The following is a 21,552-nucleotide window of genomic DNA, read 5'->3' as shown; positions in this document are numbered from 1 at the left end:
CCCGGTCCACCTGGCGGAGCGATTCGCCCGACGAACTTGGCATCTGCAATCATTGCACCGTGCAATCAGGCTCCGACGCGTCCCCGACCGCCCCGGCACGGACCCCCGAGCGGCCGCCCGGCCGCACCCTGGCGTCCTCCCCGACCTCCCGGGGCGAGGCCGGCCTGCTGCCGCGAGCGGCGGGCTGGCTGCGCGCCTCCGACGGTGGGCTGATCGTCCTGGCCCTGCTCGTCGGCGTGGGCGCCTCCCTGCTCGCGCTCGTCTTCCGGTGGCTCATCCACACCTTCACGTACCTGCTCAGCGGGTACGAGGACTACTCGGCCGTCGCCGGCGCCGCGAACCCCTGGGTCCCGTGGCTGGGCCCCTTCTTCGTGCTGGTCACCCCGGTGGTCGCGGGCCTGGTCTACGGGCCGGTCGTGCGTCGCTTCGCCCCCGAGGCCCGCGGGCACGGCGTGCCCGAGGTGATGTTCGCGGTGGCCCGCAACGGCGGCCGCATCCGCCCCCAGGTGCCGGCCGTGAAGGCGTTCGCCTCCGCGCTGTGCATCGGTGGCGGCGGCTCGGTGGGCCGCGAGGGGCCGATCGTGCAGATCGGCTCCGCCTGGGGCTCCTCGCTGGGCCAGCTGCTCCGGATGGACGAGTCGCGCATGCGCGTCCTCGTCGCCTGCGGTGCCGGCGGCGGCATCGCGGCCACCTTCAACACCCCGCTCGCCGGCGTGTTCTTCGCGATGGAGCTCATCCTCGCCGACTTCGCCGCCCAGGCCTTCGGCATGGTCGTCGTCTCCAGCGTCACCGCGGCCGTCATCAGCCGGGCAGCGCTCGGCGACGAGCCGTTCCTCTCCCTGCCGTCGATCTCGGTGGGCCACGTGTGGGAGTTCGCCCTCTTCGCCCTCCTCGGCCTGCTGGGTGGTGTCGTCGGCGTCGGGTTCTCCAAGGTCCTCTACGCCATCGAGGACGCCTGCGACTGGCTGTGGCGCGGCCCGGAGTGGCTGCGGCCGGCCGTCGGCGGCCTGGCGCTGGGCGTCGTCCTGCTCGTGCTGCCGCAGATGTACGGCGTCGGCTACCCGGTGCTCGGCGACGCCGTCGAGGGGCACTACGCGATCGCGTTCCTGCTGGTGCTGCTCGTGGGCAAGATGGTCGCCACCAGCCTCACCATCGGCATCGGCGGCTCCGGCGGCGTGTTCGCCCCCAGCCTCTTCATCGGCGCCATGTTCGGCGCCGCGTTCGGCCAGACGGTCGCCCTGCTCACCGGCGGCAGCGCCTCGGACGCGGCCGTCTACGCCGTCGTCGGCATGGGCGCGGTGTTCGCCGGTGCCGCCCGCGCGCCGATCACGGCCGTCGTCATGCTCTTCGAGCTGACCGGCGACTACGCGATCATCCTGCCGCTCATGGTCGCCATCGTCCTGGCCACCGGGCTCTCGCACCGGCTGAGCAAGGAGACGATCTACACGCTCAAGCTCGCCCGCCGGGGCGTCGACCTGCTGCGCAACCCCGAGACCATCGCCGTCCGCCGCCGCGTCGGTGACGTCATGCTGGCCGTCCCGGAGCCGCTGGGCGCCGGCACCCGGCTCGCCGACGCGGTCCCCGTCCTCGCCCGCTCGGGTGGCGTGCTGCCGGTGGTCGACGGCCGCGGCGAGTACGTCGGCACGGTCACCGCCGCCACCGTCGCGCACCACCTCGCCGAGGGGTCGGACGACGCGGACCCGGTGGCCCTGGTCGAGCAGTACCCCGAGCGCGTCCGCACCGGCGACACCCTGGCCGACGCGCTCCGGGCCCTGGAGTCGGCCCACGCGCCCGCCGTGCCCGTGCACGGGGCCGAGGGCTCCGCGGACGCCGAGCGGGTCGTCGGGTGGCTCACCTACCCGGCCGCGCTCGCGGGCCTGCGCCCCTAGACGTCACGCCCGGCGCGGCGGCGGCCCGGGTAGGTCGTTCGCCCTCAGCGCCGCGAGCCGGGGGCGGGCGGGGTGCCCTGGTGCCGGGCGAGGCCCAGCACCATCGCCGCCACGAGCAGCCCGGCGCCGAGCACGGCGAGGGACACCGGGGCCCGCATGGCGTCCGAGGTGGTGTCGACCAGCCAGGTGCCGCCGCCCGCGCCGACGGCCACGACGTCCGTGCCGGTGCTCGCGCACGCCACGGTCACCGTGTCGGAGGTCGGGACGAACTCGGCGCCCGCGATCCAGCTGCCGATCGAGCCGGCCGGGCGGGTGTACTCCTGCGAGGAGGCCAGGGCGATGCGGTCGCCGCTGGCCGTGTCCGCCACGCGGCACCCGGGCATCTGCGTCATCGCCGTCCACATGCGGGTCGTCTCGCCGGCGGTCACCGTGACCTCGTGGGCCCGGCCGTCGGTGGGCACGAGGGCCTCGTCGGCCCAGTGGTACCCGCCGAGGTTGCCGATGGACAGCGCCAGCGTCCAGGCCGCGGCGGCCCCGACCAGCGCCAGGCCCAGCCCGACGAGCGTGCGCGTCCAGACCTGCTCGTCGGGGCGGTCGGTGAGCGGGGGGCGCCCGGTGGCGCGCTCGATGCTCACGGTGGCGTCGACGTCGAGCGGCGCTGCGGTCGTCATGACGGGCACGATGCCACGTGAGGGCGGCCCTGCGCGCCACCCGACCGGGCGCGCCCTGTCGGCGGGTCAGCCCTTGAAAGCCCGGACCTCCTGGGGCCAGCCGCAGGCCTCGGCGACCCTGCCGCCCCAGTACCGGGCGGCGTCCTCGTCCGCGACGTCCACGATCGTGAGGCCGCCGACGAACTCGGCGGTCTCGCGGTAGGGGCCGGGGGAGAGGACGAGCTCGCCGGACGTGGCGTCGGCGCTGAACCCGTCGGCCGGGTCCTCCTCGAGCCCGCCCGCGAAGACCAGGACGCCGGCCTCCTCCATGTCCGCGACGACGGCCCGCGCCAGCGGTCCGCGGCTCGCGTACCACTCGGCGGGGTGGTCGCCGACCCACTGCTGGTTGAAGAAGATCAGGTACTGCGTCATGCGGTCAGCCTGACCCGTCCGCCCGCCCGGCGCCAGCCTCCCGCCGTCCTCAGACCGGAACAACCCGGGGCGCGGCCGCGGCCCCAGGTCCGTGACCTGCGGTGATGCGTGCGGCCGGCCCGCGGGAGCGGCGTTGTTCCGGTCCGGGGACGGAGACCCGGGCCGGCGGGCCCGGGATCAGGCCGGGAACGGCACCCCGGTGTTCGCGTGGCAGCGGTACCCGTACGGGTTCTTGTGCAGGTACTGCTGGTGGCCGTCCTCCGCGTAGTAGTACGGGGTCTCGGCGGCCGGGCGGACCTCGGTGGTGATCGCGCCGATGCCGCGCCGGGCCAGCTCCTCGCCGTAGACCTTGGTGAGCTCCGTGGCGGTCTGCTCCTGCTCCGGGCTCGCGTAGTAGAGGGCGGAGCGGTACTGCGTGCCCACGTCGTTGCCCTGGCGCATGCCCTGGGTCGGGTCGTGCACCTCGAAGAACTGCTTGACCAGGTCGGCGTAGGAGACCTTGCTCGGGTCGAAGACCACCCGCACCGCCTCGGTGTGGTTGGTCATGCCCGTGCACACCTCCTCGTAGGTGGGGTTCGGCGTGGTGCCGCCGGCGTAGCCGACGCTGGTCGACCACACGCCCGGCACCTGCCAGAAGATCTCCTCGGCGCCCCAGAAGCAGCCCAGGCCGAACAGGGCGACCTCGAGGCCGTCGGGCACCTCGTCGGTGACCACCGGCGTGCCGAGCACGAGGTGGCGGGTGCGCGGGTCCAGGAGCTCGCGGTCGCGGCCGGGCAGGGTCTGCCCCGCGTCGATGAGCTCGGTCTGCTTGCGGGCGAAGAACACGTGCGCCTCCGGAGTCGTCCTCGACTGCCCTCGCGGGCCTGGCAGGGGGCACAACGCAGCGCCGGGGCCGATGCTTCCCGCGCGCGCCACCCCTGCGGTGTCGGGGCGCGCGGATAGGGTCATGGGGTGGACGACAGCGAGCCCCCCACCGCGCCCGAGCCGCGCCCCAGCCGCGCCCGGCGGGCCGAGCTGAGGCGGGCCCGCGCCGAACGTCAGCAGGCCGCCGAGCAGGCCGCGAACCAGGCCGTCGACCAGGCCGAGGAGGAGGCCGAGCGCGCCCGCGGCGTCCTCGGGCAGCTCTCGCAGCTCAACGCCCAGTGGATCTCGCTGCGCGAGGAGCGCGAGAAGCAGCTCGCGATGCCGGACGTGGGCTCCGACCGTCCGGTGAGCGCCAAGGTGCCCGCGGGCGTCGACCTGGCCGCCGCGTGGGCGTGGCGGTTCATCGTCATCGTCGTGGCCGGCGCGATGGTCGCCTACGCGGTCGCCTACTTCTCCGTCGTGGTCGTCCCCGTGGTGGTGGCGCTGCTGATCACCGCGCTGGTCGCGCCCGTGGTGGGCGGCCTCGCGCGGGTGGTGCCCCGCGGGGTCGCCGCGCTGCTCACGGTGGTCGTGGGGATCGCCGTCATCAGCGCCTGCCTCACGTTCGTGGGCCAGCAGATCGCCAACGGGTCCACCGACCTGGCCGACTCCACCGTCCAGGGCCTCCAGCAGATCCGGGAGTGGCTCAAGACCGGTCCGCTGCAGGCCAGCGACACGCAGATCGACGACTACATCAACCAGGCGCAGGACTACATCACGCAGCAATTCACGTCCGAGCCCGGGCAGTCCTCGCAGCTGCTCACCCGCATCACCGAGGTCGGGCTGACCCTGAGCCACGTCTTCGCCGGGTTCTTCATCGCGCTGTTCTCCACCTACTTCTTCCTCGCCGACGGCGAGCGGATCTGGTCGTGGATCGTCCGGCTCGCCCCCTGGTCGGCCCGCGACCGCGTCGACTCCTCCGGGCACGTCGCCTGGATCTCGCTCACGCAGTTCGTCCGCGCCACGGTGATCGTGGCGTTCGTGGACGCCGTGGGGATCAGCGTGTGGGCCTGGGCGATGGGCCTGCCGTTCGTCGCGGCCATCGGCGTCCTGGTCTTCCTCGGCGCGTTCGTCCCGATGATCGGGGCGACGATCGCGGGCACCGTCGCGGTGCTCGTGGCGCTCGTCGACCAGGGGCTGTGGGCCGCGCTCATCATGCTGATCGGCGTCATCGTCGTGCAGCAGCTCGAGGGCCACATCCTGCAGCCGTTCCTCATGGGCCGCTGGGTCTCGGTGCACCCGCTGGCGGTCATCGTGGCGATCGCGGTCGGCGTGCTGCTGGCCGGCGTCGCCGGGGCGCTCGTGGCCGTCCCGACCGCCGCGGCCCTCAACGCCGTCGTGCTTCACCTGGCCTCCCTCACCGGCCCGGGCGAGCCCGAGCCCGGCCTCGACCCGGGCGACCCACCGGCGCTCTCCGCCGATGGCGGCACCGGCACCGGCACCGGCACCGGCGAGGGCCGCGCGTGAGCCTCCCGGTCGGCCTGGACGACGTCCGAGCGGCCCGCGAGGTGCTCGCCGGGATCGTCGTGCCGACCCCGCTGGAGGAGTCCCGGTGGCTCACCGCCCAGGCGGGCGGCGAGGTCCGGGTGAAGGCCGAGAACCTCCAGCGCACCGGGTCGTTCAAGATCCGCGGCGCCTACGTGCGCCTGAGTCGGCTCTCCGGCGAGGAGCGGGCGCGCGGGGTGGTGGCCGCCTCCGCCGGCAACCACGCGCAGGGCGTCGCGCTGGCCGCCCAGCTGCTCGGCGTCCGCGCCACCGTGTTCATGCCCGAGGGCGCGCCCATCCCGAAGGAGCGGGCCACCCGCGCCTACGGCGCCGAGGTCGTCTTCGCCGGGCCGAGCCTGGCCTCCGCGCTGGAGGCCGCCCAGGAGCACGCGGCGCGCACCGGCGCGGTCTTCATCCACCCCTTCGACCACGCGGACGTGGTGGCGGGGCAGGGCACCGTCGGGCTGGAGCTCGTGGAGCAGCTGCCGGAGCTGGCGAGCGTCGTCGTGCCGACCGGCGGGGGCGGGCTGCTCGCGGGCGTCGCCATCGCGGTGAAGACGCTGCGGCCCGACGTCCGGGTGATCGGCGTGCAGGCCAAGGACGCGGCCGCCTTCCCGGCCTCGCTGGCGCAGGGCCGCCCGGTGCCCCTGACCCAGCTCGCGACCATGGCCGACGGCATCGCCGTGGGCACGCCGGGGGAGCTCACGCTCGCGGCCGTCCGCGAGCACGTGGACGACGTCGTGACCGTCTCGGAGGACCTGCTGGCCCGCGCGGTGCAGGGCCTCGTCGAGCGCGCCAAGCTGGTGGCCGAGCCCGCCGGGGCCGCGGCCGTGGCGGCCGTCCTCGACGACCCGTCGCGCTTCCCCACCCCGTGCGTGGCCGTGGTCTCGGGCGGCAACATCGACCCCCTGCTGCTCGGCAAGGTGATCCGGCACGGCATGGCCGCGGCCGGGCGCTACCTCGACCTGATCGTCACCCTGCCCGACCGGCCCGGCGGCCTCGCGGCGCTCCTCTCCGAGGTGGGCGGCCACGGCGGCAACGTCCTCGAGGTCGGCCACGCCCGCACCTCGCCGGCCCTGTCGATGGACGAGGTGGAGGTGCGCCTCCAGCTCGAGACGCGGGGCGCGGAGGCGTCCGCCGCCCTCGTCGCGCGGCTGCGGGAGTGCGGCTACCGCGTGGTGACCTGACCCCTGCGAACCCACCTGGCGAGCGCCGCGACGGCCGGGGACGACGCCGGCCGGGAACGACGACGGCGCCGACCCCGTGCGGGGTCGGCGCCGTCGTGACGTGCGGGGTGCTCAGCCGGTGAAGGGCTCCGCGCCGAGGATGACGACCTCGAGCGTGCGGCCGTTGGGGGCCTGGTAGCCGACGGTGTCGCCGACCTTCGCGCCGATGATGGCGCTGCCCAGCGGCGACTGCGGCGAGTAGACCTTGAGGCCCTCCACCGAGTCCTCCATCTCGCGCGCGGCGAGGAGGAAGGTCTCGGCCTCGTCGTCGTCGTCGCCGACGAACTTGTAGGTGACCTTGGTGCCCGGGGCGACGGTGCCGTCGTCCTCCGGGGTCTCGCCGACCTCGGCGCGCTCCAGCATGTCCTTCAGCTGGAGGATGCGGCCCTCGAGGCGGCCCTGCTCCTCGCGCGCCGCGTGGTAGCCGCCGTTCTCCTTGAGGTCGCCCTCGTCGCGAGCGGCGGAGATCCGCTCGATGATCTCCGCGCGGACGGGGCCCTGGAGCTCGGCGAGCTCGTTCTTGAGCTTGTCGTAGGCCTCCTGGGTCAGCCAGATGGTGCCCTTGCCCTGCTCCGTGGACTGCGTCATTCCTGCTCCTACCGTGAGACGAACGGGTCGTCGCCCTGGGGCGTGGCGCCCCGTGCGGCGTTCCCGAGGTCCTCCTCGGGTGTCGTGGTGACGGGCCCGACGGGGGTCGGACCTGCCCTGACGTCCGTTCCCGGTGTGCCGCGACGCGGCCTCGACCCGGGCGCCGGGCGGGCCACTCGCGGTGGCCCGGCGAGACAGTCAGAAGTGGCAGTTTAACAATCCGTGCTCCCGCGCGCAGGTCGTGCGGACCACCCGAGGGGAGAGGGGCCGTCCGGAGAGCCCCGGTGCCGGCCCGGCTCAGCGGGCGCGGCTCAGCGGGCGCGGCTCAGCGGGCCCGGGTCTGGCCGTCGGCGGTGCAGCCGACGTTCTCCACGGACGTCGCGCGCCGCTCGGTCCGGATGCTCACCTCGATGCGCCCGCTGCCGGTCGGCACGAAGGACTCCTCGCCGACCGTCGTCTTGTCCTCGGCGTACGCACGGACGACGCACTGGACGCCCGAGGCGCCGTCGGCGAGGGAGACGCTCACGGAGGCGGTGGTCTCGTGGGAGTCGACGACCTCGAACGTCACGAGCGCCGACTGCACCTCGGGGTCCGAGGACGAGACCGCGGCCCAGGTGAGCAGCCCGCCGGCGACGACGACGAAGAGCGCCACCACCACGGCGGCCGCGACGAGCGGCCACCGGGAGCGGCGCCCGTAGCGCTGCGCCAGCTCGGCGTCGTGCGGGTCGGTCGGCTGCGCGCTCGTCACCCCCGCATCCTCGCACCCCGGCCTCGGGCGCCCGCCCGGCACCCGCGAAGGGGCGTTCGGGAGGGGGCGCTCCTACGATGGAGGACATGTCGCCGCACCCGTCGCCGCAGCCGGGGGACAGGCCGTACGCCGGCCTGCGCCTCATGCACGTCCACGCGCACCCCGACGACGAGTCGAGCAAGGGCGCCGCCTCCACCGCGCGGTACGTGGCGCAGGGCGCCCAGGTGCACGTCGCCACCTGCACGGGCGGCGAGCGCGGCTCCATCCTCAACCCGAAGATGGAGCGCCCCGACATCCTCGAGAACATCACCGAGGTGCGGCGCCAGGAGATGGAGCGGGCCCGCGACATCCTCGGGATCACCCAGCACTGGCTGGGCTTCGTCGACTCGGGCTGGCCCGAGGGCGACCCGAAGCCCCCGCTGCCGGAGGGCTGCTTCGGGCTGGTCCCGCTCGAGGAGGCGGCCGCGCCCCTCGTCCGGCTGATCCGCGAGGTCAAGCCGCACGTGCTCACCACCTACGACGAGCGCGGCGGGTACCCGCACCCCGACCACATCATGTGCCACAAGGTCGCCGTCGAGGCGTTCGAGGCCGCCGCCGACCCCGAGCGCTACCCCGAGCTCGGCGAGCCCTGGAGCGTCTCCAAGCTCTACTACCACCACTCGTTCAACCGCCGCCGGATGGAGGCGCTGCACGAGGCGATGCTGGCGCACGGGCTGGAGTCCCCGTGGGCCGAGCGGCTCAAGGACTGGAAGCCGGAGCCCGAGTGGGACGCCCGCATCACCACCAAGGTGGAGTGCTCGGCGTTCTTCGGCGTCCGTGACCAGGCGCTCCTGGCCCACGCCACCCAGATCGACCCCGATGGCCACTGGTTCGCCATCCCGCGCGAGCTCCAGGCCGAGGTGTGGCCGACCGAGGACTACGAGCTCGTCGTCAACCGGGTCGGCGAGGTCGGCCCCGAGGTCGACCTGTTCGCCGGGCTCCTGCCGCTCGACCCCGCCCCCACCACCGAGACCACCGAGGAGGACGCGTGAGCGCCCTGTCCGTCCCGCTCCTGCTCGTCGCCGGCGTGCTGCCCTTCACCGACCAGCAGCTGGACCCGGTGCCCGAGACCGACGACGTCACCGCCGGCTGGATGGGCGTCCTCGTCATCGTCCTGCTCTTCGTCGCCTTCGGCGTCCTCGCGTTCTCGCTGAGCCACCGGCTGCGCAACGCGCGCCGGGCCCAGGAGGCCGGCGTGTACGGCGACGAGCCCGTCGCCGAGGAGCCCGCCCAGGAGTCCACCGAGGGCACCGCCCCGCGCCAGGACTGAGCGACGCCAGGACTGAGGGACCCGCAGGCGGGGGCTCAGCCCTTGGCCGCCTCCTTGGCCGCCTTCTCGGCGGCCTTCGAGGCCTCCCGCGCCTGCTTCTCGGCGTCGCGCGAGGCCTTCTCCGCGGCCTTCTCGGCGTCGCGGGACGCCTTCTCGGCGGCCTTCTCGTCCACCGTCGCGGACGTCGCCGACGTCGTGGGCGCGGCCGCGCTCGTGGTGGGCGTGCTCGCCGAGCTGGACGTCGGCGCCGTGCTCGACGTCGCGCTGCTGGTGGCCGCGTCGGCCGGCGCACCGTCACCGCCGCCGGAGAGCAGGGACGCCGCTCCGACGACCGCCAGGACGGCCACGGCCACGCCGACCAGCGCCAGCAGGGCGGGTCCGAGCCGTCGACGGCCGGGTCCACCGGCCGCGGCGCCCTCGCCAGTCCCGGGCGGGAGGACGGTGGTGGCGCCCGTGCCGGACCACGCGGCCGCGCCCACGGCGCCGGCCCCCAGGACGGCGGTGGCGTCCCCGGAGGGCAGGACGGCGGTCTCCGCCGGTGCCCCGGTGGCCAGCTCGTGCAGCCGGGCCGCCAGGTCCGCGGCCGTGGGCCGGGCCGAGGGCTCCGCGGCCGTCGCCGCGGTGAGCAGGGGCGCCCAGCCGTCGGGCAGGTCGCCGGGTACCGCGGGGTCGCGGTGCAGCCGCGCCAGCGCGGACTCCGCCGGGGTCCCGGGGAACGCGCGGACGCCGGTGAGGGACTCCAGGAGGACCAGGCCCAGCGCGTAGACGTCCGCCGCGCCGGTCACCTGCTCCCCGCGGGCCTGCTCGGGCGCGAGGTAGGCGGCGGTGCCGATCGTCGTGCCCGTGCGCGTGTGGCCGTCGGTCTGGTCGAGGAGGCGGGCGATGCCGAGGTCGGTGAGCTTCGCGCGGCCCGCTCCGTCCAGCAGGACGTTGGCCGGCTTGACGTCGCGGTGCACGATCCCGGCCTCGTGGCACGCGGCGAGCCCGCCGGCCACGGACGCGCCGATCGCCGCGGCCCGGGGGCCGGCGAGCGGCCCGGAGGCGAGCAGGTCGGCCATCGACCCGCCCTCCACGAGCTCCATGACGAGGTAGGGGCGGCCGTCGTCGGTGCCCGCGTCGAGCACGGAGACCAGCCCCGGGTCGGAGAGGCGGGCCAGCAGGCGCGCCTCGGACTCGAAGCGGGCGCGCGCGGTGGTGTCGTCCTCGAGCGCGGCGGTGCCGGCACGCAGCACCTTGACCGCCACGGGCCGGTCGAGGACGAGGTCGGTGGCGCGGTGGACGTCCGCGGCACCGCCGGAGCCGAGCACGTGCTCGAGCCGGTAGCGCCCCGCGAGCGTCTGGGTGCGGGTGGTCTCGGACATCCCCGGCAGCGTGCCCCGCGACGGCGCTGCTCACACCACCCCGGGCGCGGCACCGCCCCGGCCCCCTGAGACCAGGGGCCGGGGCGGTGCCCTCCTGCGAGGGGTGCCAGGAGGGTCGAGCGCGGGATCGAGCGGTGGGTCAGGACGCGGGGACCGGCGTCCCGTTCAGCGTGAAGGGCCCGCCGACGTTGTAGACGTCCGCGCCGTCGGGGGAGGTGTTGCCCGAGACGTCCAGGTTCGTGGCGACGATGGTGCCGGTGGCGGAGTTCCACAGGCCGCCGCCCTGGTTTGTGGCGGTGTTGCCGGTCACGGTGCCGCCGTCCCAGGTGACGACGCCGGCGCCGGTCACGTGCAGGCCGCCGCCGTTGCCGGGGGCGCTGCCGGTGACGTTGCCGCTCGCGTCGACGTCGGTGAGGTCGAGGACGCCGTCCGCGGTCTCGATCCCACCGCCGGCGCGGGAGGAGGTGTTGTCGTCGAGGACGACGGAGTCGAGCGTGACGGTGCCGCCGACGTTGAGCAGGCCGCCGCCGGAGCCGGACGTGCCGGTGGCGAGGTTGCCGGTGACCTCGGTGTCGCGGACGGTCATGGTGCCGTCGTTGTAGAGGCCGCCGCCGCCCTGGGTGGCGTCGTTGCCGGTGGCGGTGTTGCCGTCGAGCACGGTCGCGACGACGGTCATGGTGCCGGTGGCGGAGTTCCACAGGCCGCCACCTTCGACGGCGGTGTTGTCGAGCACGTCGCTGCTGCGGACCGTCACCGTGCCGGCGCCGGTCAGGTGCAGGCCGCCACCGTTGCCGGGCGCGGTGCCGGCGTCGTTGCCGGAGAGCTCGCTGCGGCGGACGGTGGTGTCGCCGAGGTTGGCCTCGATGCCGCCGCCGGCCCGCTGGGCGCTGTTGCCGGAGAAGACCGAGCGGTCGACCACGAACGTGCCGCCGAGGGTGAGGGCGCCGCCGCCGGAGCCGGCCGCGCCGTCCGCGACGTTGTCGGAGACCTGCGAGCCGACCACCGTCAGGGAGCCGCCGTTGTTGTAGAGGCCGCCGCCGCCCTCGTCCGCGGCCGCGCCGGAGGCGGTGTTGCCGCTGACGACGCTGCCCCAGACCTCCATGGTGCCGGTGGCGGAGTTCCACAGGCCGCCGCCCTCGGCGGAGGCGGTGTTGCCGGTGACCCGGCTGGCGTCGACGATCGTGGTGGTGTCGCCGGTGACGTGCAGGGCGCCGCCGTTGCCGGGCGCCGCGCCGGTGACGTTGTCGGCGAGCTCGGAGCCGGTGATGGTGATGGTGCCGGTGGTGCCCTCGACGCCACCGCCGGCACGAGTGGCGGTGTTGGCGAGCAGGGTGCTGCCGGTGAGCACCAGGTCACCGCCGTTGTCGTTGAGCACGCCGCCGCCGGAGCCCGCGGCGCCGTCGGCGACGTTGCCGGCGATCAGCCCACGGGCGACGGTGAGGTCGCCGCCGTCGTTGAACAGGGCGCCACCGCCCTGCGTGGCCTCCGCGCCGGACGCGGTGTTGCCGCGCAGGACGGTGCGACGCACGATCATCGTGCCGGTCGCCGAGTTCCACAGGCCGCCGCCCTCGGCGGAGGCGGTGTTGCCGACGACGCGGCTGCCCCCGACGTCCACGGTGCCGGTGCCGGTCAGGTGGAGCGCGCCGCCGTTGCCGGGCTCCGCGCCCGCGGTGTTGTTGCGCAGCTGGGAGCCGCGGACCAGCGTCGAGCCCTCGAACGCCTCGATGGCGCCACCGGCGCGGACCGCAGTGTTGCGGACGAGGCGGGAGCCGATGACGGAGAGGGTGCCGCCGTCGTTCATGACCGCGCCGCCGGAGGCGCCGGTGCCGGTGACGACGCTGTCGGCGACGACGGCGCCGCGCAGCACCAGGGTGCCGGCGCTGCGGACGGCGCCGCCGGACTCGGTCTCGGGGGCGGCGCCGTTGACGATGCGGACGTTGCGCAGCACCAGGCTCGCGCCCGCTGCGACGTCGAAGGCGCGGTCGATGCCGGCGGCGTCCACGGTGTGGCCCGCGCCGTCGACGACGAGGTCGCCCGTCACGTCCAGGTCGCCCTTCATGGCGCCCCCGGTGCCGGCGGTGCTGAGGGTGACGTCGTGGGTGAGCCGGACGAGCGTCCGCTCCCCGGAGGTGTTGGCGGCCCGGACGGCGGTGCGCAGGCCCCGCTCGTCGTCGACGCGGACGCGCTCCGCGAAGTCGGTCGCGGCCTGGGCGGGCGCTGCCAGCGGGAGCAGGCCGGTGGCCGCCAGGGTCAGGGAGCCGGCGGCGAGCGCCAGGAGGCGTCGCGGCGCCGGACGGCGTCGGGTGGTGGGGGGTGTCGTCATCGTCTCGCCCTTCGTCGGGTCGACGGCTGAGGGCCGTCGCTGCGAGCGCCGCCGCCGGTGGTCGGTGGCCCGGACGCTCGGGAGTGGGTACGTCGCCCGGACCGGGCGCGTTCACGACGTCCTCGGACTTCTTCTCGACCAGCCCCTCCGGTCTGGTCCGCGGGCGGGTGGGGCGGGTCCTGACCCATCCGCGATCGTGGTCACGTCGAAGGCAGGGGAGAGGGTCGTCGACCGCGCGGCCACGGCAGGGACGAGGACGACGTGGACGAGACGACGAGCCGGACCGGCGCCCGGCGGACGCCGCGAACCGGGCCCCCCGCGGCCACGCCGAGCCGCCCGGTGGCGGTGACGGGGCTGGAGGACGAGGACGCGGTGCACGCGGCCTACGCCCTGCACGGTGCCGAGATCTACCGCTTCGTGCTGCGCGGCCTCGGTGACGCCGGCGCCGCCCAGGACGTCACCCAGGAGACGTTCCTCAAGGCGTGGCGCAACGCCGACCGCTACGACCCGACGCTCGCCTCGCTGCGTGTCTGGCTCTTCGGCATCGCCCGCAACACCATGCTCGACCACGCCCGCGCCAGCCGGGTCCGCCCCTGGGAGGCGAGCCTGGTCGACCCCCCGAGCGTGCGCGAGCACGCCCCGGAGGTGGAGGATCCCTCCGAGCGGCTCGTCGAGGGCTGGCTCCTGGAGGAGGCGCTGCGCCGGGTCGCGGAGCACCACCGGGTGGCCGTCGTCGAGACGCACCTGCGCGAGCGCCCCTACGACGAGGTGGCGGGTGAGCTCGGCATCCCGGTCGGCACGCTGCGCAGCCGGGTGTTCTACGGGCTCAAGGCGCTGCGCGCTGCGATGGACGAGATGGGGGTGGCACCGTGACGGACCCCGAGGAGCACGCCCGCCTGCGCGAGGCGCTCGGCTCCTACGTGCTCGGTCACCTCGAGCAGGACGAGGCGGGCGCCGTGCGTGCCCACCTCGACGGGTGCGCCGAGTGCCGCGAGGACGTCGCCGAGATCGCCGGCCTGCGCGGCCCCCTGGACCGCCTGGACGCGGACGCCTTCGAGCGCCCGGCCGTCCCCCCGCCGGACCTGGGGGCCGCGATCCGTGCCCAGGTCGCCGCCGAGCGCACCGCGCGCGAGCAGCGGACCGACGACGAGCTGGCCCGCGCCCGCGCCGCTCGCCGCCGGCGGGGTGCCCTGCGCGTGGCGGTCGCCGCCGCCGTCCTCGTCGCCGTGGCCGGCGCCGGGGTCGGGCTGGGGCGGGGCACCGCCCCCGAGACCGAGGTGGCGGCCACGCCGACGATCCCGTGGGAGCCGGTGTCGTTGCGGCACGCGGGCGGGGAGGACGTCCAGGTCGAGGACGCAGGTCTGGTGCCGCACACCTGGGGGGTCGAGCTGCGGATCACCGCGACCGGGTTCGCGGCCGGGGAGGTCTACCGGGCGTCCTTCGAGGCCGAGGACGGGACGATGCTGCCCGCGGGCGAGTTCGTCGGCGTCGGGGAGAAGGAGATGCACTGCAACCTGCAGTCGTCGCTGCTGCGCGACGACGCGGTGCGGGTCGTGGTCACGGACGCGGAGGGGCGCACCGTGCTCTGGAGCCGGCTCTGAGGGTCGTGGGGGTCGGGCTCAGGCCGCGGTGAGGGCCAGCTCGGCGACCACGCGCGTGCCGTGGTCGGTCTCCACGTGCCAGGCCGAGCAGATGTCGTCGACGATCATCAGGCCGCGTCCCCGCGTGGCGTCCGCGGAGGGGTGACCCGGCTCGAAGCGGCGGGTCGGTCCGGCGTCCCGGACGTCGATGACGATCCGGTCCGGCTCGATGCTCCACCCGACCGAGATGCCTCCGGTCGCGTCGGGATGTCCGTGCTCGACGGCGTTCGAGACGAGCTCCGAGAGCACGAGAGTGGCGTCGTAGGCGACGGGGTCACCGACGCCGGCGTCCGCGAGCGCCGCCCTCAGGCGGTGCCGGGCGACGCCGACGCTGGCGGTGTCCCGCGCCAGGTGCTGGTGCTGCATGGTGGCCCCTTTCGTTGCGAAGGGGCTTCTACCCAGGTCCTCGCCGGTCCACACCGCCCTCCCGCGCCGGACGCGGTGCGCCTGCTCACGTGGGGTCGCGGGCGTCGGCGCGGGCGGGCCGGGCAGGGGCCGGTCAGGGGCCGGTCAGGGGCCGGTCAGGGGTGCGCGGCGTGCTCGTGCTCGGCGTGCCGCTCGGACTCGAACTGGAGGGTCGAGTGCGCGACGTCGAAGTCGCGGGCCAACAGCGCCTGGAGCTCGTCGAGCAGGGGCCCGAGGTGACCGTCGAGGAAGCACTCGTCGGTCACCACCACGTGGGCGGTGAGCGTGGGTAGCCCGGTCGCGACCTGGGTGACGTGCAGGTCGTGGACGGCGAGCACGTGGGGGTGCGTGCACAGCCGGCCGCGCAGGGCGGCGACGTCGATGCCGGCCGGCGTGGCCTCGAGCAGCACCCGCCCGGTGCTGGCGAGGAGCAGCAGCGTCCGCGGCAGGATGAGGGCGACGATGACCAGCGAGGCGACGGCGTCCGCCCGCGCCCACCCGGTGAGGGCGACGACGGCGGCGGCGACGAGCACCGCGACCGAGCCGAGCGTGTCGTTGGCGACCTCGAGGAACGCGGCCCGCAGGTTCAGGTCCGCGCCGCGGGCGCCCACCAGGAGTCCCAGCCCGACCAGGTTGCCGACCAGCCCGACGGCGCCGAACACGAGCATCGCGCCGGAGGCCACCGGCTCGGGGGAGAGCAGGCGGCTCACCGACTCGACGAGCACGTACAGCCCGACGCCCAGCAGCACGGCCGCCTGGGCCGCGGCTCCGAGCACCTCGGCGCGACGCCAGCCCCACGAGTGGGTGTCGGTCGTGGGGCGGCGCGCCAGGGACGCGGCCACCAGCCCGAGCACGAGGCCGCCCGCGTCGGTGAGGACGTGCGCGGCGTCCGTGAGCAGCGCGAGGCTGCCGGACACCACGGCGCCCACCACCTCCGCGACCAGGACGGTGAGGGTGATCGCGAGCACCGCCGCCAGGCGGCCGCGGTGGTCGGGCAGGTCGTGCGTGTGCCCGTGCCCGGTGTGCCCGTGTGAGTGAGCGCTCATGCGTCCCGCTCCGCCCCGGCCGGGTCAGCCCCAGCGTGCCCGGCAGCGTGCCCGGCGGGGTGCCCGTGGCCCCGGCACGGCGCGCCCGTGGCGTCCAGGACGTCGCCCGCGGAGGCGAGGAGGGCCCGCACGAGGTCGGGGTGGGTGAGGGTGAAGACGGACGCGCGACCCTCGGCGCGCGAGCTGACCAGGCCGCACTCGCGCAGGCAGGCGAGGTGCCGCGAGACCGTGGACTGGGCGAGGCCGACGTGCGCGACGAGGTCGACCACGCGGTGCGGGCCGGTGAGCAGGTGCCGGAGCAGGCGCAGCCGGCTGGCGTCGGCGAAGCCGTGGAACAGGAACGCCGCGGCGGCCTCGCGACCGTCCGGCACGTCGTGCGCGTGGGGCAGCGTCGGCGACCCCTGACTCATCGTCATGCGACGATGATAGCGTCCAGCAACGCTGTTTCCGCCGGCCGGTGCTCGCTGGGGGAGAGGGTCAGGCGCTGCGCACCAGGTGCGCGACGTCCGCGGTCGCGAAGGGGCGGGCGCGGGGCAGGTCCAGCAGGACGGGGCGGGCCGGTGCGTCCGCGTCCTGCTGCTCGTCCGCCCGGTCGTCGTCCGTCAGCGGCAGCGGGGAGGCGAGGGCGGCGGCGACGCGGTCGAGCAGGTCCGCCTGCGCGAACGGCTTGGCCACGACGCCCAGCGCCCCGAGGTCGAAGTAGCGGCGGACGTCCTCGGGCTCGACGAGACCCGAGAGCACCAGGGTCCGGGGCCGGCACTCGCGGCGCCGGCGGCTGAGGGCCTCGAGCACCTCCACGCCGTCCATCCCGGGCATGAGGTTGTCGAGGAGGACCAGGTCGAACCGGTCCACGGCGCTGGCGTGCAGGGCGGTGGCGCCGTCGGCGACCGTGCTCACGTCGTGGCCGGCGCGGACCAGGACGTAGCGCAGCAGCAGGCGGAGGTCACGGTCGTCCTCGACGACGAGCAGGCGTCCCATGCCCGGTGGATCGACGGGGCGGCGGGCCTCCTGAGGTCACGCGGGCCGGGTGGGGATGAAGGTCCCGTGAGGAAGGGCGGAGGTCCTTCCCGAGCGGGTTCCTCACCAGGGTGGCGGGCCCACGACGAGGCGCTCGTCGAGGTGCATGGCCACGCGCTCGACGATGTCGTCCATGACGAACGGCTTGGTGATGACGTCGTCGGCGCCGCTCACGTAGGCCTCGCGGACGCCGCCGCGGTCGCGCAGCCGGTCGCCGAGCCCGGAGAGCGCCACCAGGGTGGGGCGGGTCGCCGGTTGCTGGTCGCGGACGGTGCGCAGGACGTCGTGCCCGTCGAGCTGGGGGAGGCCGATCTCGACGAGGGCGAGGTCGACCTGCTCGTGCAGGAGCTGGCGCAGCGCCTCGCGTCCGTCGCGGGCCTCGATCACCTCGTGCCCACTGCGGTGCAGGCGCACGCGCAGGAGCAGGCGGAGGTCGTCGTCCGCCTCGGAGATCTGGATGCGTGCCACGGAGGTGAGTTCGGCAGGTCGGGGCCGCTCCTGAGCCCGCTGCCGCGGGAGCGGGGCGGCGGGCGTGCGCCGGGCCGCGAGACCTGCTCCCGAAATTCGTCTTCCGCTGGGCGGAAGGAAGTGGTCGACGTCACGTGACCCAGGTCTCTAGCGTGCGGGACCAGCGGCCCGGTCGGGCCGTGACCCGAGGAGAGCCCCGTACCCCTCCTCGAGAAGGAGTCGATCATGAGCACCACGCGCACCCGCGTCGCCATCGTGGGTGGGGGCCCGGCGGGCCTCATGCTCTCCCACCTGCTGCACCTCTCCGGCATCGAGTCCGTGGTCCTCGACCACCGCGAGGTCGCCGAGATCGAGACCACGCACCGCGCCGGCATCCTCGAGCGGGACGCCGTGCGCCTGCTCGTCGACTCCGGGGCCAGCGAGCGGGTGCTGACCGAGGGCGACCGTCACGGCGGCATCCACCTGCGGTTCGGCGGCGTCAACCACCACGTCGACTTCGAGCGCCACGTCGGCGCCTCCGTGTGGCTCTACCCGCAGACCGAGGTGTTCGTCGACCTGCACCGCACCCGCACCCGCGACGGGGGCGACCTGCGCTACGGGATCAGCGGCACCCAGGTCCACGACGTCACGGGCTCCCCGCGCGTCACCTACGTCGACGCCGAGGGCGTCACGCACGAGGTCCGCGCGGAGATCGTGGTCGGCGCCGACGGCTCCCGCAGCATCTGCCGGGCCCTCGTGGACCCCCGGAAGCAGTACTTCCGCGAGTACCCCTTCGCCTGGTTCGGCTTCCTCTGCGAGGCCCCGAAGAGCGCCGACGAGCTCGTCTACACCCGCTCCGAGCGCGGCTTCGCGCTCATCAGCCAGCGCACCGAGGACGTCCAGCGGATGTACTTCCAGTGCGACGCGGGGGAGGACCCCACGGCCTGGTCGGAGGACCGGATCTGGTCGGAGATGCACGCGCGCACCGCCGGGCACGACGACTTCGTGCTGCGCACCGGGCCGGTGATCGAGAAGTCGGTCCTGCCGTTCCGCTCGTTCGTCCAGACCCCGATGCGCCACGGGAACCTCGTGCTCGCCGGGGACGCCGCCCACACCGTCCCGCCGACCGGCGCGAAGGGCCTCAACCTCGCCCTCGCCGACGTCCGCGTGCTGGCGGAGGTCCTCGAGCGGGCCCTGGTCAAGGACGACGCCGCGGCGCTCGACGGCTACACCGAGCGCGCCCTGTCGCGGGTCTGGAAGGCCCAGCACTTCTCGTACTGGATGACGACGATGCTGCACCGCACCGCCGAGGGCAGCGACTTCGACGAGCTGCGCCAGCTCGGCGAGCTCTCCTGGCTGGTCGGCTCCGAGGCCGGCTCCGCCTACCTGGCCGAGGGCTACACCGGCTGGCCCTCGCGCTGAGCCGGGCCGCCCACCCGCCGACCGGCACCCCCTGAACGCCCCACCCGTCACAGACCCGGAGGACACCGTGCCCGAGCTCGAGACCCAGCGTCAGATCGACGCGGAGATCGCGGCGACCGCCCACGACTACGAGCAGTCGGGGGCCGAGGAGACCCAGCCGCGGCTGGACTACGCCCCCTACCGCTCCAGCATCCTGCGTCACCCCACGAAGGACCCCCACCACGCCGACCCGGAGGGCATCGAGCTCTGGGCGCCCTGCTTCGGCGAGCGCGACATCGACCCGCTCGAGGCCGACCTCACCATCCAGCGCCGCGGCGAGCCCCAGGGCGAGAAGATCGTGGTGACCGGCAGGGTCGTGGACGGCCAGGGCCGCCCGGTCCGCCGCCAGCTCGTCGAGATCTGGCAGGCCAACGCCGGCGGCCGCTACATCCACAAGCGGGACCAGCACCCCGCCCCGATCGACCCGAACTTCACCGGCCTGGGCCGCTGCCTCACCGACGACGACGGCACCTACCGCTTCACCACCATCAAGCCGGGGCCCTACCCGTGGCGCAACCACCTCAACGCCTGGCGGCCCGCGCACATCCACTTCTCGCTGTTCGGCACGGACTTCACCCAGCGGATGATCACGCAGATGTACTTCCCGGGCGACCCGCTGTTCGCGCTCGACCCGATCTACCAGTCGATCGTCGACCCCAAGGCCCGCGAGCGGCTCGTCTCCACCTACGACCACGACCTGACCCAGCCCGAGGTGCTCATGGGCTACCGGTGGGACATCGTCCTCACCGGCGCGCACGCGACCCCGCTCGAGCAGGAGGACCACCAGTGACCGCCACGTCCCCGGCCCCCACCCTGACGGCCACCCCCGGCCAGACGATCGGCCCGTTCTTCCACTTCGCCCTGCCCTTCGACGGCGACCGCGACCTCGTGGCCCCGGGCACCCCGGGCGCCCTGCTGCTGCACGGCACCGTGCGGGACGGCGACGGAGCGCCGATCCAGGACGCCCTGGTCGAGATCTGGCAGGCCGACCCCAGCGGCGCCGTGCCGCGCAGGACCGGCTCGATGCGCCGCGACGGGTTCACCTTCACCGGCTTCGGCCGCTCCACCACCGACATCTCCGGGCGCTACACCTTCACCACGCTGGCACCGGGCGGCGTCGACGGCGGCCTGCCGTTCTTCGGCGTCACGGTCTTCGCCCGCGGCCTGCTCAACCGGCTCTTCACCCGCGCCTACCTGCCGCTGGACGGGGCCGAGCCGGACGCCCTGCTCACCTCCGTCGGCGAGCGGGCGGGCACGCTCCTGACCGAGCGGGACGAGACCGGTCTGCGCTTCGACATCCGCCTCCAGGGGGAGGGCGAGACCGTGTTCCTGACGTATCCGGGACACTCTGCCTCGTGACCTCCCTGTTCTGGCCCGGCGACCACCGGGCCGGTGGCCTGCTGGGCGACGAGGCGTACTGCCGCGCCCTGGTGGAGGTGGAGGCCGCCTGGCTCGACGCCCTGGTCTCCTCCGGCCTCGCCCCCGACACCGTCGGGGCGGACGCCGGGCGGGCGGTCCGCGACCTGACCGACGACGTCCTGGCCCAGCGTGACGCGCTGGCCGAGGGTGCGGAGTCCGGCGGCAACCCCGTCATCGGGCTCGTCGCGCTCCTGCGCGAGCGGCTCTCGGCCGGGCCGGCCGGGCGCACCGTCGCGGCCACGTGGCTGCACCGCGGGCTCACCAGCCAGGACGTGGTCGACACCGCCCTCGTGCTCTGCTCCCGGGACGCGGTCGACGCCGTCGTCGCGGACGTCGAGGAGCAGGTCGTGCTGCTGGCCGAGCTCGCCGCGGAGCACCGCGGGTCGCTCATGGCGGCGCGGACCCTCACCCAGCACGCCGTCCCGACCACGTTCGGCGTGAAGGCGGCCGGGTGGCTGGTCGGCGTCCTGGACGCCCGCGACCGGCTGGCGGCGCTCCGGTTCCCCGTGCAGCTCGGCGGGGCCGGGGGGACGCTGTCCGGCCTGGTCGAGCTGGCCGGTCGGGCGGCGGGGGAGGACCCGGCCGCCCGAGCGCGGCTGGCCCGCGACGTCCGGCAGCGGTTCGCCGACGCGCTCGGGCTCGAGGCGGTCGCCCCCTGGCACACCACCCGCGGCCCGGTCACCGCCCTCGGCGACGCCGCGGTGGCGGCCACGGACGCCTGGGGCCGGATCGCCCGCGACGTCCTCGTGCTGACCCGGCCGGAGGTGGGCGAGCTCGCCCTCGCCGCGACCGGCGGCTCCTCGACGATGCCGCAGAAGGCCAACCCCACCCTCGCGGTGCTCGTGCGGCGCACGGCCCTCGTCGCCCCCGGGCTCGCCGCCACGCTGCACCTCGCCGCGGCCGACCAGGTCGACGAGCGCGCGGACGGCGCCTGGCACGCGGAGTGGGCCACCCTCGCCGACCTGCTGCGGCGCACCGTCGTCGCGGGCGCCGAGGCCACCGCGCTCCTCGAGGCCCTCGAGGTGCGCGCGGACGTGATGGCCGAGCGCGCCCTCGGCGCCGCCGACGCCCTCACCGCCGAGCAGCGCGGCCTGGCCGGCGTCGCCGGGCACGAGCCCGTCGGGCCCTACCTCGGCCTGGCCGAGGACCTCGTGGACGAGGTCCTGCGCCGGGCCCATCGCCCCACCCCCTGACCAGCAGCCC

At 75.2% G+C, this 21,552-nt stretch carries 23 protein-coding genes; 11 read left to right on the top strand and 12 right to left on the bottom strand.

Going from position 1 to position 21,552, the window contains the following annotated elements; translation table 11 throughout:
* Positions 1-59 precede the first annotated feature (59 nt).
* A complete protein-coding gene (locus tag E8D37_RS11495) occupies positions 60-1,889 on the top strand; it encodes a chloride channel protein (RefSeq protein ID WP_240770362.1) in 1,830 nt (609 codons plus the stop codon).
* 44 nt (positions 1,890-1,933) lie between these two features.
* Here the strand turns inward: E8D37_RS11495 and E8D37_RS11490 are convergent, their stop codons facing one another.
* The 3 genes from E8D37_RS11490 to msrA all read right to left on the bottom strand — a co-directional run bounded on the left by E8D37_RS11490 (position 1,934) and on the right by msrA (position 3,796).
* Positions 1,934-2,560: a hypothetical protein gene (locus E8D37_RS11490; RefSeq protein ID WP_136569901.1), complete on the bottom strand. Its 627-nt coding sequence runs from the start codon at positions 2,558-2,560 to the stop codon at positions 1,934-1,936.
* A 66-nt stretch (positions 2,561-2,626) separates the two neighbouring features.
* Positions 2,627-2,971 carry a YciI family protein gene (locus E8D37_RS11485; RefSeq protein ID WP_136569900.1) on the bottom strand — a complete coding sequence of 115 codons (345 nt, stop codon included), beginning with the start codon at positions 2,969-2,971 and terminating at the stop codon, positions 2,627-2,629.
* Between the two features lie 177 nt (positions 2,972-3,148).
* Entirely contained in the window at positions 3,149-3,796 is a 648-nt protein-coding gene (msrA, locus tag E8D37_RS11480) for a peptide-methionine (S)-S-oxide reductase MsrA (protein WP_136569899.1), read from the bottom strand.
* 126 nt (positions 3,797-3,922) lie between these two features.
* On the opposite strand from msrA, the gene E8D37_RS11475 reads away from it, so the two are divergent.
* Both E8D37_RS11475 and ilvA read left to right on the top strand, forming a co-directional pair.
* Positions 3,923-5,341: an AI-2E family transporter gene (locus E8D37_RS11475; protein WP_240770361.1), complete on the top strand. Its 1,419-nt coding sequence runs from the start codon at positions 3,923-3,925 to the stop codon at positions 5,339-5,341.
* Positions 5,338-6,546 carry a threonine ammonia-lyase gene (gene ilvA, locus E8D37_RS11470; RefSeq protein WP_136569898.1) on the top strand — a complete coding sequence of 403 codons (1,209 nt, stop codon included), beginning with the start codon at positions 5,338-5,340 and terminating at the stop codon, positions 6,544-6,546. Before E8D37_RS11475 ends, ilvA begins: the two co-directional genes overlap by 4 nt.
* A 111-nt stretch (positions 6,547-6,657) precedes the next feature.
* On the opposite strand, the gene greA is transcribed toward ilvA, so the two are convergent.
* Together greA and E8D37_RS11460 are read right to left on the bottom strand one after the other, a co-directional pair.
* A complete protein-coding gene (gene greA / locus E8D37_RS11465) occupies positions 6,658-7,173 on the bottom strand; it encodes a transcription elongation factor GreA (RefSeq protein ID WP_136569897.1) in 516 nt (171 codons plus the stop codon).
* Between the two features lie 325 nt (positions 7,174-7,498).
* Positions 7,499-7,921 (bottom strand): DUF4307 domain-containing protein, encoded by a 423-nt coding sequence (locus E8D37_RS11460; RefSeq protein ID WP_168929727.1) that lies wholly within the window; start codon positions 7,919-7,921, stop codon positions 7,499-7,501.
* Between the two features lie 86 nt (positions 7,922-8,007).
* On the opposite strand from E8D37_RS11460, the gene mca reads away from it, so the two are divergent.
* The gene (gene mca / locus E8D37_RS11455) at positions 8,008-8,952 is read left to right on the top strand and encodes a mycothiol conjugate amidase Mca (protein WP_136569895.1); all 945 of its coding nucleotides are present in this window, start codon (positions 8,008-8,010) and stop codon (positions 8,950-8,952) included.
* A complete protein-coding gene (locus tag E8D37_RS11450) occupies positions 8,949-9,230 on the top strand; it encodes a hypothetical protein (protein WP_136569894.1) in 282 nt (93 codons plus the stop codon). Before mca ends, E8D37_RS11450 begins: the two co-directional genes overlap by 4 nt.
* 35 nt (positions 9,231-9,265) lie before the next feature.
* Here E8D37_RS11450 and E8D37_RS11445 read toward each other — a convergent pair whose 3' ends face one another.
* Together E8D37_RS11445 and E8D37_RS11440 are read right to left on the bottom strand one after the other, a co-directional pair.
* Positions 9,266-10,591: a serine/threonine-protein kinase gene (locus tag E8D37_RS11445; RefSeq protein WP_136569893.1), complete on the bottom strand. Its 1,326-nt coding sequence runs from the start codon at positions 10,589-10,591 to the stop codon at positions 9,266-9,268.
* A gap of 139 nt (positions 10,592-10,730) precedes the next feature.
* Positions 10,731-12,914 (bottom strand): hypothetical protein, encoded by a 2,184-nt coding sequence (locus tag E8D37_RS11440; RefSeq protein ID WP_136569892.1) that lies wholly within the window; start codon positions 12,912-12,914, stop codon positions 10,731-10,733.
* Between the two features lie 261 nt (positions 12,915-13,175).
* Between E8D37_RS11440 and E8D37_RS11435 the strand changes: the two genes are divergently transcribed.
* The gene (locus tag E8D37_RS11435; protein WP_240770360.1) at positions 13,176-13,787 is read left to right on the top strand and encodes a sigma-70 family RNA polymerase sigma factor; all 612 of its coding nucleotides are present in this window, start codon (positions 13,176-13,178) and stop codon (positions 13,785-13,787) included.
* Positions 13,784-14,515: a zf-HC2 domain-containing protein gene (locus tag E8D37_RS11430; protein WP_136569891.1), complete on the top strand. Its 732-nt coding sequence runs from the start codon at positions 13,784-13,786 to the stop codon at positions 14,513-14,515. Before E8D37_RS11435 ends, E8D37_RS11430 begins: the two co-directional genes overlap by 4 nt.
* An 18-nt stretch (positions 14,516-14,533) precedes the next feature.
* On the opposite strand, the gene E8D37_RS11425 is transcribed toward E8D37_RS11430, so the two are convergent.
* The 5 genes from E8D37_RS11425 to E8D37_RS11405 all read right to left on the bottom strand — a co-directional run bounded on the left by E8D37_RS11425 (position 14,534) and on the right by E8D37_RS11405 (position 17,490).
* The gene (locus E8D37_RS11425) at positions 14,534-14,920 is read right to left on the bottom strand and encodes an ATP-binding protein (protein WP_136569890.1); all 387 of its coding nucleotides are present in this window, start codon (positions 14,918-14,920) and stop codon (positions 14,534-14,536) included.
* A 155-nt stretch (positions 14,921-15,075) separates the two neighbouring features.
* Positions 15,076-16,005, bottom strand: coding sequence for a cation diffusion facilitator family transporter (locus E8D37_RS11420; protein WP_136569889.1), 930 nt, complete (start codon positions 16,003-16,005; stop codon positions 15,076-15,078).
* The gene (locus E8D37_RS11415) at positions 16,002-16,421 is read right to left on the bottom strand and encodes a metalloregulator ArsR/SmtB family transcription factor (RefSeq protein WP_240770359.1); all 420 of its coding nucleotides are present in this window, start codon (positions 16,419-16,421) and stop codon (positions 16,002-16,004) included. Before E8D37_RS11415 ends, E8D37_RS11420 begins: the two co-directional genes overlap by 4 nt.
* A gap of 61 nt (positions 16,422-16,482) precedes the next feature.
* Positions 16,483-16,983, bottom strand: a complete 501-nt coding sequence (locus tag E8D37_RS11410; RefSeq protein WP_136569888.1) for a response regulator — start codon at positions 16,981-16,983, stop codon at positions 16,483-16,485.
* Positions 16,984-17,085: 102 nt separating this feature from the next.
* Complete coding sequence (locus tag E8D37_RS11405) at positions 17,086-17,490, bottom strand: response regulator (RefSeq protein WP_168929725.1); 405 nt, start codon at positions 17,488-17,490, stop codon at positions 17,086-17,088.
* 225 nt (positions 17,491-17,715) lie between these two features.
* Between E8D37_RS11405 and E8D37_RS11400 the strand changes: the two genes are divergently transcribed.
* The 4 genes from E8D37_RS11400 (at position 17,716) to E8D37_RS11385 (ending at position 21,542) form a co-directional block, all read left to right on the top strand.
* On the top strand, positions 17,716-18,891 hold the full coding sequence (locus E8D37_RS11400) for a 4-hydroxybenzoate 3-monooxygenase (protein WP_136569886.1): 1,176 nt from the start codon (positions 17,716-17,718) through the stop codon (positions 18,889-18,891).
* A gap of 67 nt (positions 18,892-18,958) precedes the next feature.
* Positions 18,959-19,720 carry a protocatechuate 3,4-dioxygenase subunit beta gene (pcaH, locus tag E8D37_RS11395; protein ID WP_240770358.1) on the top strand — a complete coding sequence of 254 codons (762 nt, stop codon included), beginning with the start codon at positions 18,959-18,961 and terminating at the stop codon, positions 19,718-19,720.
* Entirely contained in the window at positions 19,717-20,289 is a 573-nt protein-coding gene (gene pcaG, locus E8D37_RS11390; protein WP_206055702.1) for a protocatechuate 3,4-dioxygenase subunit alpha, read from the top strand. The genes pcaH and pcaG overlap by 4 nt, the downstream gene beginning before the upstream one ends.
* On the top strand, positions 20,286-21,542 hold the full coding sequence (locus tag E8D37_RS11385; RefSeq protein WP_136569884.1) for a lyase family protein: 1,257 nt from the start codon (positions 20,286-20,288) through the stop codon (positions 21,540-21,542). The genes pcaG and E8D37_RS11385 overlap by 4 nt, the downstream gene beginning before the upstream one ends.
* Positions 21,543-21,552 lie beyond the last annotated feature (10 nt).

It is taken from the genome of Nocardioides sp. GY 10127, from assembly GCF_004919085.1.
Classification (GTDB): Bacteria; Actinomycetota; Actinomycetes; order Propionibacteriales; family Nocardioidaceae; genus Nocardioides.
Note: the sequence above shows the minus strand (reverse complement) of the source record. Positions and strands in the feature narration are given on the sequence as shown.

What these genes read in the sequence shown, in the direction of transcription:
- E8D37_RS11410 (WP_136569888.1), bottom strand. Translation starts at nt 16,983, where the DNA reads ATGGGACGCCTGCTCGTCGTCGAGGACGACCGTGACCTCCGCCTGCTG.
- greA (WP_136569897.1), bottom strand. Translation starts at nt 7,173, where the DNA reads ATGACGCAGTCCACGGAGCAGGGCAAGGGCACCATCTGGCTGACCCAG.
- E8D37_RS11415 (WP_240770359.1), bottom strand. Translation starts at nt 16,421, where the DNA reads ATGACGATGAGTCAGGGGTCGCCGACGCTGCCCCACGCGCACGACGTG.
- E8D37_RS11485 (WP_136569900.1), bottom strand. Translation starts at nt 2,971, where the DNA reads ATGACGCAGTACCTGATCTTCTTCAACCAGCAGTGGGTCGGCGACCAC.
- E8D37_RS11440 (WP_136569892.1), bottom strand. Translation starts at nt 12,914, where the DNA reads ATGACGACACCCCCCACCACCCGACGCCGTCCGGCGCCGCGACGCCTC.
- E8D37_RS11420 (WP_136569889.1), bottom strand. Translation starts at nt 16,005, where the DNA reads ATGAGCGCTCACTCACACGGGCACACCGGGCACGGGCACACGCACGAC.
- mca (WP_136569895.1), top strand. Translation starts at nt 8,008, where the DNA reads ATGTCGCCGCACCCGTCGCCGCAGCCGGGGGACAGGCCGTACGCCGGC.
- E8D37_RS11445 (WP_136569893.1), bottom strand. Translation starts at nt 10,591, where the DNA reads ATGTCCGAGACCACCCGCACCCAGACGCTCGCGGGGCGCTACCGGCTC.
- E8D37_RS11400 (WP_136569886.1), top strand. Translation starts at nt 17,716, where the DNA reads ATGAGCACCACGCGCACCCGCGTCGCCATCGTGGGTGGGGGCCCGGCG.
- E8D37_RS11490 (WP_136569901.1), bottom strand. Translation starts at nt 2,560, where the DNA reads ATGACGACCGCAGCGCCGCTCGACGTCGACGCCACCGTGAGCATCGAG.
- E8D37_RS11425 (WP_136569890.1), bottom strand. Translation starts at nt 14,920, where the DNA reads ATGCAGCACCAGCACCTGGCGCGGGACACCGCCAGCGTCGGCGTCGCC.